The following is an 18328-nucleotide window of genomic DNA, read 5'->3' as shown; positions in this document are numbered from 1 at the left end:
AAAAGCACCGCGCCATCTGCCAATTTGCCCGCAAACATCACACATTCCCCGAATCACGAGAGGATGATCTTCCATGGATTTTGACCTGACCGAACGCCAGAGCCACTGGCGCGACCGCATCCGCAACTTCATCGAGGACAATGTGCGTCCCGCAATTCCCGATGTGGAAGCGGAGATGGCGGACGGCGACCGGTGGAAGGTCATCCAGACCATCGAGAAGCTGAAAGAAAAGGCCAAGGGCCAAGGCCTCTGGAACCTCTTCATGCCGCCCAATTCGGGCCAGCAGCATGTCGACGACAGCTTTGAATTCGAAGGCCCCGGCCTCAGCAATCTGGAATATGCGCTGTGCGCCGAGGAGATGGGCCGCATCGGGTTTGCGTCCGAGGTATTCAACTGCTCCGCGCCGGACACCGGCAATATGGAAGTGTTCCACCGCTACGGCACGCGCGAGCAGAAGGATCGCTGGCTCACCCCGCTGATGAACGGCGAGATCCGCTCCGCCTTTCTGATGACCGAACCGGGCGTGGCCAGTTCGGATGCCACCAATATCGAATGCCGGATCGAACGCGACGGCGACGATTACGTCATCAACGGCCGCAAATGGTGGAGCTCTGGCGCGGGCGATCCGCGCTGCAAGATCGCGATCCTGATGGGCAAGACCGATCCCGACGCCAGCCGCCACTCGCAGCAATCCCAGATTCTGGTGCCGCTCGATGCGGACGGTGTTACGATCGAGCGCTTCCTGCCGGTCTTCGGTTATGACGATGCGCCGCATGGCCATATGGAAATCGCGCTCAAGGATGTGCGCGTGCCCGCATCCAACATCATCCTGGGCGAAGGCCGCGGGTTCGAAATCGCGCAAGGCCGTCTTGGGCCGGGCCGTATCCACCACTGCATGCGCACTATCGGCGTTGCCGAGGAAGCGCTGGAAAAGATGTGCAAGCGCCTGCTGAACCGCACGGCGTTCGGCAAGCTGATTGCCGAACATAGCGTGTGGGAAGAGCGCGTGGCCCGCGCGCGGATCGATATCGACATGAGCCGCCTGCTCTGCCTGAAGGCCGCGGACATGATGGACAAGGCCGGCAACAAGGCCGCCCAGGCCGAGATCGCGATGATCAAGGTGCAGGGGCCGAACATGGCGCTGCGCATCATCGACGACGCGATTCAGGCACATGGCGGTGCAGGCGTGTCCGACGATTTCGGTCTCGCCAAGGCCTATGCCGGCCAGCGCACCCTGCGCCTCGCCGACGGCCCGGACGAGGTCCACAACCGCGCGATCGCCCGCATCGAGCTCGGCAAATATGGCGGCAAGGAAGCGGTGCAGGCCGCCAAGGCTGCCCGCGCCCAGCCCGCCGCCGGCCTGATGGGCCATTCGAGCTGATCCGCGCGAACTAGCACCATCGTCATTGCGAGGAGCCGAAGGCGACGAAGCAATTCAGAGCAAATGCAGCGCTGTCACTGCTCTGGATTGCTTCGGCCTGCGGCCTCGCAATGACGTAGTATTTTGAAGGTTTACTCATGAAAGCAGCCCTCCTCACCAAACCCAATGCGCCGCTGGAAATCGTGGACGTCACCGTCGACGATCCCATGCCGCATGAGGTTCTGATCCGTACCGTCGCCTGCGGCGTCTGCCGGTCCGATCTGCACTTCGCCGACGGGGCCTTCCCGCACCCGCTGCCCACCGTGCTCGGCCATGAAGCGGCCGGCGTGGTGGAAAAGGTCGGCAGCGAAGTCACGACGGTGAAGCCGGGCGATCATGTCGTCACCTTCTTCACCGTCTTTTGCGGCCAGTGCGATCTGTGCCTGACGGGCCACTACACCTTGTGCACCAGCCCCGCGATCCGCCGCCCGGACGATGCACCGCCCCGGCTCTCGCTGGACGGCGAGCCGCTGGCGCAGTTCATCAACCTCTCGGCCTATGCCGAACAGATGCTGGTGCACGAAAATGCCTGCGTTGCCATCGACAAGGAGATGCCGCTGGAAAAGGCCGCGCTTTTGGGCTGCGCCGTGCTGACCGGCGCGGGCGCAGTGTTCAACGATAGCCATGTGAAGCCGGGCGAAACGGTGGCCATTATCGGCTGCGGCGGCATCGGCCTCAGCGCCATCAACGCCGCCAAGATCGCGGGCGCGGGCCGCATCGTCGCAATCGATCCGGTCGCCTCCAAGCGCGATCTGGCGCTGCAATCGGGCGCGACGGACGCGTTCGATCCGATGGAGGAAAACGCCACCAAGTCGCTGCTTAAGATGAGCGGCGGCGGCTTCGATTATGCCATCGAATGCGTCGGCCAGCCGGCCACCGCGGAAATGGCGTGGAACATCGTGAAGCGCGGCGGCACGGCCACCATCCTCGGCATGATCGCGCCGGGCAAATCGGTTTCGATCCCCGGCCCCACCTTCCTGTCTGGCAAGAAGCTGCAAGGCTCGCTGCTCGGCGGCTGCGTACCGCCGATCGACCTGCCGCGCCTCGTGCAATTCTATCTGAACGGGCAGTTGGAGCTCGACTTGATGGTGGCCGAGGAAATCCGGCTCGAAGACATCAACGACGCGCTGGATGCGCTGCGCAAGGGCGATGCCGTGCGCTCCGTTATCCGGTTCGAATGACTTGGGCGGAGACAGGCGAATGAGCGAAGCACCCGCAGCAGACAATATCGGCACCATGGCCGTGCCGGAGAAGGACCGGCTCGACGAAGCCGCCCTCACAGGCTGGATGCAGGACCGTGTCGAAGGGTTCGAAGGGCCGATCGACCTGTCCAAGTTCAAAGGCGGGCAGTCGAACCCCACCTATCGCATCGACACGCCGGGGCGTTCCTACGTTCTGCGCCGCAAGCCCTTCGGCGAGCTACTGCCGAGCGCGCATGCGGTGGACCGCGAATATCGCGTCATCAGCGGCCTGCACCCCACCGGCTTTCCCGTCGCGCGGCCTTATGGGCTATGCGAGGATGAGAGCGTCATCGGATCGATGTTCTACATCATGGAGATGGTGAAGGGCCGCTCGCTCTGGGACGGCAGCCTGCCCGATATGGAGCCGGCGCAGCGCACCGAAATCTACCATGCGCTGATCGATACGCTGGCCGATCTGCACCAGACCGATCACGAAGCGGCGGGCCTTGGCGAGTACGGCAAGCCCGGCAATTATTTCGAACGCCAGGTCGGACGCTGGACCAAGCAGTACCGGGCCAGCGAAACCGAGGAAATGCCGGAGATGGAGCGGCTGATCGAATGGCTGCCCGCCACCCTGCCGAGCCAGGAGCGGACCAGTATCGTTCATGGCGATTACCGTATCGACAACGTAATCTATGCTCCGGACGATCCGCGCATTGCCGCGGTGTTGGATTGGGAGCTGTCGACGCTGGGCGATCCGATGGCGGATGTCGCCTATCTGCTGATGAACTGGGAGACGCCGACGGAAGGGCGCGCGGGGCTGGCGGGCCTGGACCTCGACGCGCTGGGCATTCCGAACATGCGCGCCATGCTCGATCGCTATGCCGAGCGCACCGGACGGGAAAAAATCGAGGACCTGAACTGGTATTTCGCGTTCAACATGTTCCGTCTTGCGGGCATCGTGCAGGGCATCAAGAAGCGCATCATCGACGGCACCGCGTCCAGCGCGCACGCGAAGCAGACCGCTGAGCGAATGCCATTCCTGGCGCAGGCGGCGTGGATGTTCGCCCAGCGTGCCGGAGCGAAGGCATGAGCGACCGCTTCGATCAGAGCCGTCTGGAACGCATCGCGCCGTTCCTGAAGCAAAAATATCTCGATACCGGCAAGCTGCCCCATGCGGGCGTCCTCGTCGGCCTGAAGGACGGCCCGTCCTATCAGTCGCTGCAGGGCGATGCGCGCGAGGGACAGCCGCTGGCGGAAGACACGATCTACCGCATCGCCTCGATGACCAAGCCGCTCACCTCGATTGCGTTCATGCAATTGGTGGAACAGGGCAAGGTCGCGCTGAGCAATTACGTCCATGATGTCATTCCGGAATGGAAGGATATGGGCGTGTTCGTGGCGGGCGGCGGCGAAGCACCGTTCCAAAAGCGCCGCCCCAAGCGGCCGATGCAGATGCTCGATCTGCTGCGCCATACCTCCGGCCTCACCTACGGCTTTCAGGAGCGCACACCCGTCGACGCCGCCTATCGGCGCGAGCAGCTCGACAGCTTCAACGCGCAATATGATCTGGAAACCTTCCTCAAGAAGCTGGCCGATTATCCGCTGCTGTTCGATCCGGGCGAGGCGTGGAATTACTCCGTGTCCACCGATGTGCTCGGCGGCCTGATCCAGCGCATCGCGGACCAGCCCTTCGACGAGTATCTGAAGGAAAACATTCTCGATCCGTTGGGCATGGAAGACACTTTCTTCCAAGTGCCGCCGGATAAGGCGGACCGGCTGGCCGACGCTTACTATTTCCACTCCGCCGAGACGAAGAAACTGTTCGATCCGGGCGGCCCAACCAGCCGCTGGGCGCGCCCACGCGCCATGCCTTCGGGCGGCGGCGGCCTGGCCTCCACCATGGGCGATTATGAGCGCTTCTGTCGCATGCTGCTCGGCCAGGGTGAATATGAGGGTGCGCGGGTGATCGGCCGCAAGACGCTGGACTTGATGACCGCGAACCATCTGCCCGGGGGCAAGGACCTGACCGAGCTGTCGATCAGCCTGTTCTCCGAAGCGGACAATGCGGGCATCGGTTTCGGTTTGGGCTTTGCCACTACGATGGAACCGCACAAGACGCTCACCCCCGGCTCGGCAGGCGATTTCTACTGGGGCGGCATGTTTTCCACGGCGTTCTTCGTGGATCCGGCAGAAGAGCTGTTCATGATCTTCATGACGCAGCTGATGCCCAGCTCGACTTATCCCGTTCGCCGGGAACTCAAGACGATGATCTACGCTGCCCTGGAGTAGCGTTTCATACCACACACCGCAGGGCTGAGCTTGTCGAAGCCCGCCTGTCCCTCACCGCAACGCGCCCTTCGACAAGCTCAAAGGGCCACGGAAGCAGAGAAAGAAAAATATGACCGACTCCCCCATCTCCACCACCCGCGAAGGCGACATCCTGGTCGTCACCTCGAACAATCCGCCTGTGAACGCGCTCGGCGCGGCGGTCCGCACCGGCCTCAGCGCCGCACTGGACGAGGCCGAGGGCGATGATAGCATCAAGGCGCTGGTCCTGCGCTGCGAGGGCCGCACCTTCTTTGCGGGCGCGGACATCACCGAATTCGGCAAGCCCCCGGTCGAGCCGCTTCTGCCCGCAGTGATCGAGCGCATGGAAGCGTTCGGCAAGCCGATCGTCGCCGCGATCCACGGCACTGCGCTTGGCGGGGGCTGCGAGACCGCGCTCGGCTGTCATTACCGGATCGCCGTGCCCAGCGCCAAGATCGGCACGCCCGAGGTGAAGCTCGGCCTGTTGCCGGGTGCCGGCGGCACGCAGCGTCTACCGCGCGTGGCGACGGTGGAGCTGGCGCTGGAGATGACCGCCAAAGGCGATCCCATCTCTGCAAAGAAAGCGCATGAGGCGGGCCTGATCGACCGCATGGCGGGCGAAGAGTCCTTGCGCGAAGACGCCATCGCCTTCGCCAACGAGATCAAGGATGCTCGTCCCATTCCACGCGTCAGCGAGATGGAAGCGAGCGCCGAGGACGGCGTGTTCGACAAATTCCGTGAAGCCAATGCGCGCAAGTTCAAGGGTTTCGACGCGCCTGAAGCGAACATCAAATGCGTCGAGGCGGCCACGACCATGCCGTTCAAGGAAGGCATCGCGTTCGAGCGCGAACAGTTCGGCAAGCTGATGTTCGGCAGCCAGTCCGCCGCCATGCGCCACCTGTTCTTCGCCGAGCGAAAGGCATCGAAAATCGACGACGTGCCGAGCGACATCCAGCTGCGCGACGTCAAGAAGGTCGGCGTCATCGGCGCCGGCACCATGGGCGGCGGCATTTCGATGAACTTCCTCCAGGCCGGCTATCCGGTCACCATCGTCGAGATGAAGCAGGAAGCGCTCGACCGCGGCGTGGGCGTGATCCGCAAGAATTACGAAAACAGCGCCTCCAAGGGCCGGTTTACCAATGAACAGGTCGAACAGTGGATGGGACAGCTTACCGGCTCGCTCGATCAGGGCGATCTGGCCGATTGCGACCTCATCATCGAGGCGGTGTTCGAGAATATGGACGTGAAGAAGGAGATCTTCACCAATCTCGACAAGCTGGCCAAGGAGGGCGCGATCCTGGCGTCCAACACCAGCTATCTCGATATCAACGAGATCGCGAGCGCGACCAACCGTCCCGGCGATGTCGTGGGCATGCACTTCTTCTCGCCCGCCAATGTCATGAAGCTGCTGGAGGTCGTGCGCGGCGATAAGACCGAGAAAGACGTGCTCGCCACGGTGATGGATCTCGCCAAGAAAATCCGCAAAGTTGCGGTGGTCGCAGGCGTCTGCGACGGCTTCATCGGCAATCGTATGCTGAAGCCGCGCCAGGTCGAGGCGCAGAAGCTGCTGCTGGAAGGCGCCACTCCGGCCCAGATCGACAAGGTGCATACCGATTTCGGCATGCCGATGGGCCCGTTCCAGATGAGCGATCTGGCGGGCGTGGACATCGGCTGGCACCGTGATCCGAACCGCATCGAATCGATCCGCGACGCACTGTGCGCCGAGGATCGCTGGGGCCAGAAGAAGGGCGCGGGCTTCTACGATTATGACGAGAAGCGCCGTCCCTCCCCTTCCCCGCGCGTGGCCGAAATCATCGAGGATTTCCGGACGAAGGCGGGCACAGAGGTGCGCGAGATCAGCGACGATGAAATTATCGAGCGCACGCTCTATCCGATGGTGAACGAAGGTGCGCTGATCCTCGAAGAAGGCATCGCCCAGCGCGCGAGCGACATCGATGTGGTGTGGATCTACGGCTATGGCTGGCCGGTCTATCGCGGCGGTCCGATGTTCTGGGCGGACCTGGAGGGTGCCAAGAAGATCCTTGCGGGCCTGGAAAAGCATGAAGACAAGTTCGACTTCAAGATCTCCAAGCTGCTCCGCGAAAAGGCGGAAAAGAAGGAGCGCTTTAACTAAGCGCTCTGCCGCTTAGGCGCTGAAAAACGGAAAGGCCCGGTCTCTCGACCGGGCCTTTTCTTTTATCGGCTTGGAAAGGCCGATCAGATCCCGCGGATATTCACATCGACGACGCGGCCACGCTGGACGGTGCAGGTGAAGCTGCCACGATCGTAGTTGTTGCGATAGCGATTGCCCCAGCGATTGCCGCGGCGATCATACTCGTTCACCACAATGTCTCCGCGAACTCGAACACCGCGGCGGATACGATCGACATCGTCGATCTGCGTCACGCGGACGTCGCTGCCGTAACGGCGGCCCTCATATTGAGCGGCCTGGATGCATTGCTGGATCACCTGCTGGCCCTGATTGTAACGACTGCTGCCCCGATAATAGCCGTTATTATAGCCATCATTGTAATAGCCGCCGGTCGGATAGCCATTGGTGCGATAGCGCGGATCGTTATAGCGGCGATCATAACGATCGTCGTTGTCGCTTGCCGCTGCGATTACAGCAGCAAGGCCGCCGAGGATCGCCACACCGGCGATCACTTCTCCAGCGCTCACGCCGCCGCGATCACGGTCGCGGTAATATTGCGCGTTGGCCGGGGCCGCGGCGGAAACAAGCACGGCCGCACCGACGGCCGAGCCAATGAATGCCTTCTTCAGATTTTTCATGGTCGTGCTCCTATTCGTCTTCCCCACTGTGCCTATGGTTATAACGCGGTCGTTGTGACCCCGTTCTGAACCTGTACGGCAGCATCTGTTCATAAACTAAGCGAGAAGCCTGAACATAAAAGTGGGTTGCTGATAGAGCAACGCAGCAGACAGCAAAAAGGCCATGACGCCCGTCGGCGCCATGACCCAATGCTTGTTCTAATGATGTCAGATGAACGAGAGCTGTCAGGCTTCCTCGAAATCTTCTTCCGTCATCACGGGGCCGCTGTCCTGCCCGCGTGCCTGTTCGTCACGGTCGATGAATTCGATCACCGCCATCGGCGCCATGTCCGACTTGCGGAAGCCGGCCTTGACGATGCGGGTGTAACCGCCGTTACGGCTCGAATAGCGATCGGCCAGCGTGTCGAACAGCTTGGTGAGCTGCGTTTCGTCCATCAAGCGGCTCTGCGCGAGGCGGCGGTTCGAAAGACCACCCTTCTTCGCCAGGGTCACCAGCTTTTCGATATAGGGGCGCAGTTCTTTCGCCTTGGGCAAAGTGGTGACGATCTGCTCATGCTTGATCAGCGCGGCCGACATGTTGCGCAGCAGGGCTGCACGGTGCGAGCTGGTCCGCTGAAGCTTACGACCACCCATTTTATGACGCATGCGATATTCCTTTTCGTTCGTAAGGAGGCCGTATGAGGTACCTCAGTCCCGGCGGCGCTTCGGGAGGCCGCCCTATCCCTGAACCGAAGTCCCGAGCCTAGCGAAGGACGTTTCTCCTAATCGAGAAACGCCCTTCGACAAGCTCAGGGCTTCGGCTAATCCTGACGCTTAGCCCAGCAGTTCCTGCTCGAGCTTCTTGGCCATCTCTTCAATGTTCTCCGGCGGCCAGCCGGGGATGTCCATCCCGAGGCGCAGGCCCATGCTGGACAGCACTTCCTTGATCTCGTTCAAGGACTTGCGGCCGAAGTTCGGCGTGCGCAGCATCTCGGCTTCGGTCTTTTGAACCAGATCGCCGATATAGATGATGTTGTCGTTCTTGAGGCAGTTGGCGCTGCGGACCGACAGTTCCAGCTCGTCGACCTTCTTGAGAAGGTAGCGGTTGAGTTGATTGGCATCGGACTCCTCACCCATCGGCGAAGCGGCCTGGCCGACCGGGGCGCTGGACTGCGTCATCGACTCTTCGAAGTGGACGAAGATCTGCAGCTGGTCCTGCAGGATGCGTGCGGCATAGGCCACCGCGTCCTCGGGCGTCACCGTGCCGTCGGTCTCGACGGTCAGGCTCAGCTTGTCGAAGTCCAGCTCCTGGCCGACGCGAGCGTTCTCGACCTTGTACGCCACCTGACGAACGGGCGAATAGAGGCTGTCCACGGGGATCAGGCCGATCGGGGCATCGGCCGGACGGTTGGCAACGGCGGGGACATAGCCTTTGCCGGTGTCCGCGGTCAGCTCCATGTTCAGCGTCGCGTCTTCGTCGAGATGGCAGATCACCAGATCTTTGTTCATCACTTCGATGTCGCCGGACACGGCAATGTCACCGGCCTTCACTTCGCCGGGACCGGTCTTGGAAAGCTGCAGGCGCTTGGGGCCTTCGCCTTCCATCTTCAGCGCGATCTGCTTCACGTTCAGGACGATGTCCGTCACATCCTCGCGCACGCCGGCGAGCGAAGAGAATTCGTGCAGCACGTTCTCGATCTTGATCGAGGTGATGGCCGCGCCCTGGAGCGAGGAAAGAAGCACGCGACGCAGCGCGTTACCCAGCGTCAGACCGAACCCGCGCTCGAGCGGCTCGGCAACCAGGGTCGCCTTGCGCTTGATATCGCCAGTGGACTTCAGGTCCAGGTTGCTGGGCTTCTTGAGTTCCTGCCAGTTCTTCATATTGACAGCCATGGAATTCCCCTAATGTTCGGGCCCCGGGAGCAAAGAGGACCCTCATGTGAATATGCGCGGGGCGGGAAATGAGCAGCGCCGTCCGCCCCCGGCCGGCGATCCGGACAGCCGCCCCTGCAGGATGCGGCGTCCGGACCCGTGAGGGGGTTAGACCCTCCGGCGCTTGGACGGGCGCACACCGTTATGCGGGATCGGGGTCACGTCGCGGATCGAGGTGATGGTGAAACCCACCGCCTGCAATGCGCGCAGAGCCGATTCGCGGCCCGAACCCGGACCCTTCACTTCGACTTCGAGCGTACGGACGCCGTGATCGGCGGCCTTCTTGCCTGCGTCCTCGGCCGCAACCTGCGCGGCGTAAGGTGTCGACTTGCGGCTGCCCTTGAAGCCCATCATGCCCCCGCTGGACCAGCTGATCGCATTGCCCTGCGCGTCGGTGATGGTGATCATCGTGTTATTGAAGCTGGCGTTCACATGGGCGACGCCGGCGGAAATGTTTTTGCGTTCGCGCTTGCGAATACGCTGCGGTTCACGTGCCATTCTACTCTTCCTTCAAATCTTGAAGGGGGATGCATGATATTCCCGGAAAGACCGCGCGATGAGCGAGAAAGCTTCGCGCGGCAAAAAAGAGAATTCAGTCCCCCGGACTGAATTCTTACTTTTTCTTACCGGCGATCGGCTTGGCCTTGCCCTTACGGGTGCGCGCATTGGTGTGCGTGCGCTGACCACGAACCGGAAGACCACGGCGATGACGAAGGCCGCGATAGGACGCGAGGTCCATCAGGCGCTTGATGTTCATCGCGGTCTCGCGGCGAAGGTCGCCCTCGACGGTGTGCTCTGCGTCGATCGTTTCGCGGATCTGCAGAACTTCGGCGTCGGTCAGGTCCTGAACGCGGCGGCTATGGTCGATGCCAAGCTTGTCGGCGATCTCGACGGCCTTGGTGCGGCCGATTCCGGTGATGTAGGTAAGCGCAATGATAACGCGCTTGTTGGTGGGGATGTTGACCCCGGCGATACGTGCCATGTATTCGTAAACTCCTGCTCCACAGGGAGGGCCCGGACGGGCACCCTATCTCATCGCGTGAAACCGAACGCACGAAAGCCAGCGGCGCACGTGGCGCTGCTGGTGACTTCCGTTGTCCGGATGCGTGGCGATGTAGGACCCTGTCCAGCGCCTGTCAAGCGGTGCGGAACCGCCAGGCCCACAATTGCGACGCCCGACCCTTCAGCCCTTGCCCTTGGTCTTGGTCTTCCCGCTGGCCATGTGCGTTTCCATGAATTCGATGATCCGCGATGCGACATCGATGCCGCTGGCGTTCTCGATGCCCTCAAGACCAGGCGAGCTGTTCACTTCCATGATCACCGGTCCGTGATTGGACCGCAGGATATCGACGCCCGCAACGTTCAGCCCCATTACTTTGGCCGCGCGCACTGCGGTGGAGCGTTCTTCGGGCGTGATCTTGATCGATTTGGCCGTGCCGCCGCGGTGGAGGTTGGAGCGGAAATCGCCCTCTGCGCCGGTACGCATCATGGAGGCGACCACCTTCCCGCCGATCACGAAGATGCGGATGTCGCTGGAGCCGGCTTCCTTGATAAATTCCTGCACCAGGATGTTCACATTGGCGCCGCGGAACGCCTCGATCACCGATTTGGCGGACTTCTCCGTCTCGCCCAGCACCACACCAATGCCTTGCGTGCCTTCGAGCAGCTTGATGACGACGGGCGCGCCGCCCACCATCTTCAGAACTTCGTCGGTCTGCTTCGGATCGTGCGCGAAGGCAGTGACGGGCAACCCCAGGCCGTGTTTGGCGAATATCTGCATCGAGCGCAGCTTGTCCCGGCTGCGGCCGATGGCGACGCTTTCGTTGAGCGGCCAGACGCCCATCATTTCAAACTGGCGCAGCACGGCCAGGCCATATTGGGTGATCGACGCGCCGATGCGCGGGATCACCGCGTCATAGCCAACCAGTTTTTCGCCATTGTGGCGGGCGCCGGGGCGGTGCGAGACGATGTCCATCGTCACGCGCAGGGTGTTCAAAATGTCGATTTCGTGCCCGCGCTCTTTCGCCGCCTCGACCAGGCGCTTGTGCGAATAGAGGTTGGCGTTACGCGCCAGCATCGCAATTTTCATGAATCTCTCTCCTCGGGGCGTCCGAGCATCCAGCGCCGGGAGCAGTTGACCAGGAAGCCCCGCGCCAACGCCCGTCGCCCGATGAGAATCGGAAAGGCCATGGCCCGCCTATTGGCGAGAGTTAAGTGTCCGGTCCATGCAAATTCACCGATGCGCATGCGCGTCTCGATCACATAGCGCAGCTGCACCTCTCCATTGGAGGATTTGATCTTTCGGCGCGCGACGGCGGGCGCGGTGAACATCCGCTCCGGCTCATCCTGATGCACGCGCGACCAGAACTCGACCAGCAGTCCCTCATCGGTCTCGATCGGGTTAAGTCGCGTCGCATGGATCGAAGACGTTGCCGCGCCGGTGTCGATCTTTGCGCGCACATGCTCAAGGCCCAGATCGGGAAGCTGGACCAGCTCGGCCCACCCGATTTCGATCGGCTCTGCCATCTTGGCGCGCGGCTCGCGCACCCGTTCGGGCAGTTCCCATTCGCCCTTCACAGTACGCCGTAAGCGAGCATGGCGTCGGCTACCTTTTCGAAACCGGCGATATTGGCACCGCGGCGATAATCGATGCTGCCGTCATCGCCCTTCCCCGCCGTGCGGCACTTATGATGAATATCGGCCATTATGTCGGTGAGCAGCGAATCGAGCCGCTCGCGCTCCCAGCTCATGCGCTCCGCATTCTGGCTCATCTCGAGCCCCGAAACGGCAACACCGCCTGCATTCGCCGCCTTGGCAGGGGCCAGGACGACGCCTTCGCCACGCAGCAGCTCCATCGCGTCGGCGGTGGTGGGCATGGTCGCGCCCTCCACGACGAAACGCACATCATTGCCGCACAGCTCCTTGGCCGCGTCCTTGTCGATCTCGTTCTGCGTGGCGCAGGGCATCGCGACGTCCGCTTCCACGGACCAAGGCGTCTTCCCGTCATGATATTCGATGCCGTCAAATTCGTCGGCCGCCTCGCTGATGCGCCCGCGCCGCTCGAATTTCAGTTCCTGGATCCATTCCAGCTGGTCGCGGTTCAGCCCGTCCTTGATCTCGATCGTACCGTCGCTGTCCGAAAGCGTCAGCACCTTGGCATCACAATCGAGCAGCTTCTGCGCAGCATAGAGCGCCACATTGCCGCTCCCCGAAATGATCGCCGTCTTGCCCTCCAGTTCCTCATCCTCGGCCTTCATCATTTCGCGCAGGAAGTAGACCGCGCCGAAACCCGTCGCCTCGGGCCGCATCTGGCTTCCGCCATAGGAAAGCTCCTTGCCGGTCAGCACACCTTCCCAGCGCCCGGTGATCCGCTTGTATTGGCCGAAGAGATAGCCGATCTCCCGCGGCCCGACGCCTATGTCGCCTGCGGGCACATCCACCTGCGGGCCGATATGGCGATAGAGTTCGGTCATGAAGCTCTGGCAGAAGCGCATGACCTCCGCATCGCTTTTGCCATGCGGATCGAAATCCGATCCGCCCTTGCCGCCGCCCATTGGCAGGCCAGTGAGCGAGTTCTTGAACGTCTGTTCGAAGGCGAGGAATTTCAGAACGCTTTCGTTCACGCCCGGCGAGAAGCGCAGCCCGCCTTTATATGGGCCGATCGCATTGTTGTTCTGCACCCGCCATCCCCGTTGCACGCGGATATCGTTATCGTCATCCTCCCAAACCACGCGGAAGCTGGTGATCCGGTCGGGCTCGGTGATCCGCTGCAAAATCTGCGCTTCGTGATAGTCGTCGCGATCCTCGACCCAGCCATAGATGTCTTCGGCGACTTCCTGGACGGCCTGAACGAACTCGGGTTGGTTTGGATTGCGATCCTTCACGCTCTGCATGAAGTCTTCGATGCTGGGGCATTTGCTAGAGATGGGAGGCCTCTTTTCCGGCTTTGGTTTCCTACGGAAATCCAACCGGCTTCAGCGCTCTTCGGTTCCGCTCCGCGCCCGATCACTCCTCGTCGTCGAGCGCTTTCTTCTCGTCAGTCCCAGCGGGCTTTTCAGCCGGCCCTGCTTTCTTCTCTCCCGATGACGAAGCACCGCCGCCCAGCAGCTTTGCTAGCCGGGCGAGCTGCTGCCCGATGACACCATCGACCGCGGGCGCGATCTCGTCGATCGGATAGCGCATATAGCCGCCCACCACATATTCGAAGGTGATCCGCGTGCCGCCGTCCACCGGCTTCAGGCCGACGGAGAGCGTCGCCGCCACCCCTTCGGACTGGAGCGGGCCGAGCGCGCCCACCATGCGCAGCACCTTGCCCGGCTCGGCATAAACCACGCGCATATGCTCTACACTGCCGCGATTTTCGAGCTTGCCGTCCTTGGTGACGCGGATACGCTCGCAAAAACAGCCGCCCGCCTGCATATCCATGAAGAAGTTATCGGCATCGCCTGTGAAGCTGTGCCGCGAATCCCACCAGCGATTGGGCGCGCCGAGCGCCTCCCACACTTCATCGGGAGAGGCCTTCACCTGCGCCTGGTGCTTGATCGCGAAACCCTGGGGCGAGGTGGAGTCCACCTCAGCGGCGGCGGGCGTGGCAGATGCGGCGGCGGCGAGCGCCAGAGCGGCGGATGCGAAGAGCTTTTTCATGTCGGCGAGTTTAGCGCCGCCCCGGCGGCCCACAAGCCATTACATCCGCTCGAGCTGCGCCAGTCGAAGCCGGGCAGCGCTGCTTGCTCAGTCGGCGAGCACTTTCTCGATCGCAGCGCGCACCTCTTCGATGCCGCCCATGCCGTCAATGCGCGAGACGATGCCCCGCTTTTCATAGATCGGCAGGATCGGCGCGGTTTTGGCGCGATATTCGGCCATGCGCTTGCGCACGGTCTCTTCATTGTCGTCGGGCCGACGCTTGAACTCATGGCTACCGCACTCGTCGCAGGTGTTTTCCACCTTTGGCAGCTTATAACGGTCATGATAGCCTTCACCGCAGACGGCGCAGGTGAACCGCCCGGTGATGCGATCGACCAGCGCGTCTTCGTCCACTTCCAGCTCGATCACATGATCCAGCTTGCGGCCGCGCGCTTCGAGCAGTTCGTCGAGTGAATGGGCCTGCGGCTCGGTGCGCGGATAGCCATCGAAGATCGCGCCCGCATCGGGGCCGATCTGGTTGAGCCGGTCATCGATAAGCGCCGAAACCAGATCGTCCGAAACCAGTTCACCCGCGTCCATCACAGCCTGGACTTTTTTGCCCAGATCGCTGCCCGATTTTACTGCGGCCCGAAGCATGTCCCCCGTCGATAGCTGAACCATCGCATGGTTTGCTTCCAGAAGATGTGCCTGCGTCCCCTTGCCGGCGCCCGGAGGCCCCAAGAGAATGATGTCCTTGGCCATGATAAATCCCCGTTCCGGCGCGTTTCAACGTCGCGGAGCGGCAGCGCAAAAGCGCCGCCGAATCCCCTCTCGGCCTCCCTTATAAGCGGGAGCGCCCGCCCTTCAACTTCGCCTTTTTGATAAGGTCGCCATATTGATGCGCGATCAGATGGCTCTGAATCTGGCTGACCGTGTCGATCGTCACGTTCACGACGATCAGCAGGCTGGTGCCGCCGATCACGAAGAACTGCGTCTGGCCCGTCGCGCCGATCACATATTCCGGCAACAGGCAGACCAGAGCCAGATATGCAGAGCCGAGCACGGTGATGCGCGTCAGCACATAATCCAGATAGTCCTGCGTGTTCTTGCCGGGGCGGATGCCCGGAATGAAACCGCCCTGCTTTTTCAGATTGTCCGCGGTCTCTTCCGGATTGAAGACGACGGCGGTGTAGAAGAAGCAGAAGAAGACGATGCCAAGGCCGTAGAGCAGCAGATAGAGCGGCTGACCATGGGCCAAATACTGATTCACCGTGATGATGGCGCTGCCGAAGGTGGTGTCCGGGCTAAGGTTGCGGCCGGCAAAGTTCGAGATCGTCACCGGCATCAGCAGCAGTGAGCTGGCGAAGATCGGCGGGATCACGCCCGCGGTGTTCACCTTCAGCGGCAGATGGCTGCGATCCGCCTGCATCATTCCGCGCTGCGTGGCGCGCTTGGGATACTGGATCAGCACCCGGCGCTGGCCGCGCTCCATGAAGCAGATGAGCAGGATCAGGACGACGAACATGCCGACGAACATCAGCACGGTGCCCGCGCCCAGGCTGCCTTCGGCAAGGCCGGCGGTCAGCTGACCGATCAGCTTCGGGATCTGGGCAATAATGCCCGCCATGATGATCAGCGAGATGCCGTTGCCGATGCCGCGGCTGGTGATTTGTTCGCCCAGCCACATCAGGAACATCGTGCCGCCGACAAGGCTAATGACCGCCACGACGCGGAACATGATGCCTGGCTCCACCACGGCCTGAAGTCCCGAAGACGCCGCCAGCGTCTCAAGACCCGCGGCCAGGAAGTAGCCCTGAATGGCGGTGAGGAAGACGGTACCGTAGCGGGTGTACTGGTTCAGCTTCTTGCGGCCCGCCTCACCTTCCTTCTTGATTGCAGCGAGCGTGGGCGAAAGCGCCGCGGCCAGCTGCACCACGATCGAGGCGGTGATGTACGGCATGACGCCCAGCGCGATGAGACTCATGCGCTGCAGCGAACCGCCGGAGAAGGTGTTGAAGATGTCGAGCACGCCGCCCTGTGCGTTGTTCGCATAGAGCGCGTTCAACGCCACCGGATCAATGCCGGGCAGCGGAACGAAGCTGAGCAGACGGAAAACGATGAGGGCGCCGAGCGTAAACCAGAGCCGCTGTTTCAGCTCGGTCGCCTTGCCGAATTTCGACAGGCTGATGTTGGCGGCCATTTGTTCGGCTCTGGAAGCCATGCGATCCTACCTTTTCGTTGCCTGACCGCGACTCCCGGCGCGGATGAGGCCTACTCCCGATGGGGCGCTATATCGGAGCATGCGGGGGCGCTGGCAAGGGCAGCGTGAAGCCGGGCCGGCGGCAACCGAATAGCAAAGGGCCCCGGGCCTGCCGACAATGTGCATACGCATCACCGTTCAGCAGGGCCGGAGCCCCTGAATTTGCTTACTTCTTGGCCTTGGCGGCCTTCTTCGCGTCGCTCTTGGCCTTTTTGGCCTCGCCGTCCGCGTTCACTTTGCGCTCGATCACCTGGACCGAACCACCGGCCTTTTCGACCGCTTCGATCGCGCCCTTGGACGCGCCGGCCACGACGAACTTGGCCTTCGTGGTCAGCTCACCCTTGGCGAGGAGGCGCACACCGTGCTTGCCGCCGCGCGCGAGACCGGCGGCCTTCAGCGCTGCGTGGTCGATGTCCTTGCCGGCGTCGAGCTTCTTGGCGTCGATGAACTTCTGCACCATGCCGAGATTGACCTCCGCATAGTCCTTGCCGAACGGGTTGTTGAAGCCGCGCTTCGGCAGGCGCATGTGGAGCGGCATCTGGCCGCCCTCGAAGCCCTTGATGGCGACGCCCGAACGGCTCTTCTGGCCCTTCTGGCCCCGGCCGGAGGTCTTGCCCTTGCCAGATCCGATGCCGCGTCCCACGCGCATCTTGGATTTGCGGGCACCGTCATTGTCGCGGAGATCGTTCAGTTTCATAATTCGCACTCGCTTTCGCTTTGTTCGCGCTGAAAAAGATATCCCCTCCCGCGAGCGGAAGGGGCGCTATCGGGATCGACGCCGAAGCGCAAAGCTTCGATCGACCGTCCCATTCTTGCTCCCCTCTCGCAAGCGAGAGGGGAAATCAAGTTATTCTACCACTTCCACCATGTGGGGAAGCTTGGCGATCATGCCGCGCACCTCGGGGGTGTCTTTCAGTTCGACCGTGCGGCCGATCTTGCCGAGGCCGAGGCCGGCGAGCGTTTGGCGCTGCTGCTTCGGGCGGCGGATCGGCGATCCGGTCTGGCGCACCTTGATCGTGGCGTTTTCGTTCTTAGCCATCGTTTCTTACTCCGTGACCGCCGCGGCTTCCGCCTCGGCCGTCTGCTGGTCCGCTCCGCCGCGTCCGAGCAGGTCTACCACCTTCTTGCCGCGGCGAGCCGCAACCGCCTTGGGACTGGTCTGATCGGTCAGCGCCTCGAAGGTGGCGCGGATCATGTTGTAGGGGTTGGACGTGCCGACCGACTTGGTCACCACATCGGCCACGCCGAGACTTTCGAAGATGGCGCGCATCGGGCCACCTGCGATGATGCCGGTACCGGCGGGTGCCGTACGGATCGTCACCTTGCCGGCGCCGAAACGACCATTGCCGTCATGATGCAGCGTGCGGCCTTCCTTCAGGGGAACGCGAACCATGGCCTTCTTCGCCGAAGCGGTCGCCTTGTTGATGGCTTCCGGAACTTCGCGAGCCTTGCCATGGCCGAAGCCGACGCGGCCCTGGCCGTCACCGACCACCACGAGAGCGGCGAAACCGAAGCGCTTACCACCCTTCACGGTCTTGGAGACGCGGTTGATGTGGACGAGCTTTTCGATCAGCTCTTCGCCCTGCTCTTCCTGATTGCGTCCACCGCGACCGCCACGGCGATCGTCGCGTCCACCACGGCCGCCGCGATTGTCGCGTCCGCCGCCGGGACCACCGCGGCCACGGCCACGCGCGCCCTGGCGCCCGGTGTCGTTGCGGGTGTTCTCGATCGTCTGCTGGTTCGCCTTGGGATCCAGGATCGCCTCGGGCTGATTGCCTTCGCCGGTCGTGCCGGGCTTGGCTGCGCCTTCGTTCTGGTTTTCGTCAGCCATCA

General features: G+C 62.4%; 19 protein-coding genes. 5 read left to right on the top strand and 14 right to left on the bottom strand.

The features are described 5' to 3' along the window. Positions 1 to 73: 73 nt before the first annotated feature. The 5 genes from H7X45_RS00735 to H7X45_RS00715 all read left to right on the top strand — a co-directional run bounded on the left by H7X45_RS00735 (position 74) and on the right by H7X45_RS00715 (position 7045). A complete protein-coding gene (locus H7X45_RS00735; protein WP_187335681.1) occupies positions 74 to 1381 on the top strand; it encodes an acyl-CoA dehydrogenase family protein in 1308 nt (435 codons plus the stop codon). Positions 1382 to 1518: 137 nt separating this feature from the next. Then, complete coding sequence (locus H7X45_RS00730) at positions 1519 to 2601, top strand: Zn-dependent alcohol dehydrogenase (RefSeq protein WP_187335680.1); 1083 nt, start codon at positions 1519 to 1521, stop codon at positions 2599 to 2601. Positions 2602 to 2620: 19 nt separating this feature from the next. Next, positions 2621 to 3694 carry a phosphotransferase family protein gene (locus H7X45_RS00725; protein WP_187335679.1) on the top strand — a complete coding sequence of 358 codons (1074 nt, stop codon included), beginning with the start codon at positions 2621 to 2623 and terminating at the stop codon, positions 3692 to 3694. Next, on the top strand, positions 3691 to 4893 hold the full coding sequence (locus H7X45_RS00720) for a serine hydrolase domain-containing protein (RefSeq protein WP_187335678.1): 1203 nt from the start codon (positions 3691 to 3693) through the stop codon (positions 4891 to 4893). The genes H7X45_RS00725 and H7X45_RS00720 overlap by 4 nt, the downstream gene beginning before the upstream one ends. 109 nt (positions 4894 to 5002) lie before the next feature. After that, positions 5003 to 7045: a 3-hydroxyacyl-CoA dehydrogenase NAD-binding domain-containing protein gene (locus H7X45_RS00715; RefSeq protein ID WP_187335677.1), complete on the top strand. Its 2043-nt coding sequence runs from the start codon at positions 5003 to 5005 to the stop codon at positions 7043 to 7045. An 83-nt stretch (positions 7046 to 7128) separates the two neighbouring features. Here H7X45_RS00715 and H7X45_RS00710 read toward each other — a convergent pair whose 3' ends face one another. The 14 genes from H7X45_RS00710 to rpsE all read right to left on the bottom strand — a co-directional run bounded on the left by H7X45_RS00710 (position 7129) and on the right by rpsE (position 18326). Further along, entirely contained in the window at positions 7129 to 7701 is a 573-nt protein-coding gene (locus H7X45_RS00710) for a hypothetical protein (protein ID WP_187335676.1), read from the bottom strand. A 225-nt stretch (positions 7702 to 7926) separates the two neighbouring features. Then, entirely contained in the window at positions 7927 to 8346 is a 420-nt protein-coding gene (gene rplQ / locus H7X45_RS00705; protein ID WP_187335675.1) for a 50S ribosomal protein L17, read from the bottom strand. A 168-nt stretch (positions 8347 to 8514) separates the two neighbouring features. Further along, positions 8515 to 9573, bottom strand: coding sequence for a DNA-directed RNA polymerase subunit alpha (locus H7X45_RS00700; RefSeq protein ID WP_187335674.1), 1059 nt, complete (start codon positions 9571 to 9573; stop codon positions 8515 to 8517). A gap of 147 nt (positions 9574 to 9720) precedes the next feature. Next, the gene (rpsK, locus tag H7X45_RS00695; RefSeq protein ID WP_187335673.1) at positions 9721 to 10110 is read right to left on the bottom strand and encodes a 30S ribosomal protein S11; all 390 of its coding nucleotides are present in this window, start codon (positions 10108 to 10110) and stop codon (positions 9721 to 9723) included. Positions 10111 to 10225: 115 nt separating this feature from the next. After that, on the bottom strand, positions 10226 to 10594 hold the full coding sequence (rpsM, locus tag H7X45_RS00690; protein ID WP_022672835.1) for a 30S ribosomal protein S13: 369 nt from the start codon (positions 10592 to 10594) through the stop codon (positions 10226 to 10228). Positions 10595 to 10795: 201 nt separating this feature from the next. Continuing rightward, positions 10796 to 11701 carry a 30S ribosomal protein S6--L-glutamate ligase gene (gene rimK / locus H7X45_RS00685; protein ID WP_187335672.1) on the bottom strand — a complete coding sequence of 302 codons (906 nt, stop codon included), beginning with the start codon at positions 11699 to 11701 and terminating at the stop codon, positions 10796 to 10798. Further along, the gene (locus tag H7X45_RS00680; protein WP_246449526.1) at positions 11698 to 12189 is read right to left on the bottom strand and encodes an ATP-dependent zinc protease family protein; all 492 of its coding nucleotides are present in this window, start codon (positions 12187 to 12189) and stop codon (positions 11698 to 11700) included. Before H7X45_RS00680 ends, rimK begins: the two co-directional genes overlap by 4 nt. Further along, on the bottom strand, positions 12186 to 13505 hold the full coding sequence (gdhA, locus tag H7X45_RS00675; protein ID WP_187335671.1) for an NADP-specific glutamate dehydrogenase: 1320 nt from the start codon (positions 13503 to 13505) through the stop codon (positions 12186 to 12188). The genes H7X45_RS00680 and gdhA overlap by 4 nt, the downstream gene beginning before the upstream one ends. Positions 13506 to 13617: 112 nt before the next feature. After that, positions 13618 to 14256, bottom strand: coding sequence for an SRPBCC family protein (locus H7X45_RS00670; protein WP_187335670.1), 639 nt, complete (start codon positions 14254 to 14256; stop codon positions 13618 to 13620). A gap of 87 nt (positions 14257 to 14343) precedes the next feature. After that, positions 14344 to 14997, bottom strand: a complete 654-nt coding sequence (locus H7X45_RS00665) for an adenylate kinase (RefSeq protein WP_187335669.1) — start codon at positions 14995 to 14997, stop codon at positions 14344 to 14346. 79 nt (positions 14998 to 15076) lie between these two features. Next, the gene (gene secY / locus H7X45_RS00660) at positions 15077 to 16456 is read right to left on the bottom strand and encodes a preprotein translocase subunit SecY (protein ID WP_187335668.1); all 1380 of its coding nucleotides are present in this window, start codon (positions 16454 to 16456) and stop codon (positions 15077 to 15079) included. 205 nt (positions 16457 to 16661) lie between these two features. Continuing rightward, on the bottom strand, positions 16662 to 17192 hold the full coding sequence (gene rplO / locus H7X45_RS00655; protein ID WP_187335667.1) for a 50S ribosomal protein L15: 531 nt from the start codon (positions 17190 to 17192) through the stop codon (positions 16662 to 16664). 150 nt (positions 17193 to 17342) lie between these two features. Next, entirely contained in the window at positions 17343 to 17534 is a 192-nt protein-coding gene (gene rpmD, locus H7X45_RS00650; RefSeq protein WP_187335666.1) for a 50S ribosomal protein L30, read from the bottom strand. A 6-nt stretch (positions 17535 to 17540) separates the two neighbouring features. Beyond that, entirely contained in the window at positions 17541 to 18326 is a 786-nt protein-coding gene (gene rpsE / locus H7X45_RS00645; RefSeq protein ID WP_232343565.1) for a 30S ribosomal protein S5, read from the bottom strand. Positions 18327 to 18328: the final 2 nt, after the last annotated feature.

Source organism: Novosphingopyxis iocasae (assembly GCF_014334095.1).
Lineage (GTDB): Bacteria > Pseudomonadota > Alphaproteobacteria > Sphingomonadales > Sphingomonadaceae > Novosphingopyxis > Novosphingopyxis iocasae.
This window is presented reverse-complemented; position numbering and strand designations above follow the sequence as displayed.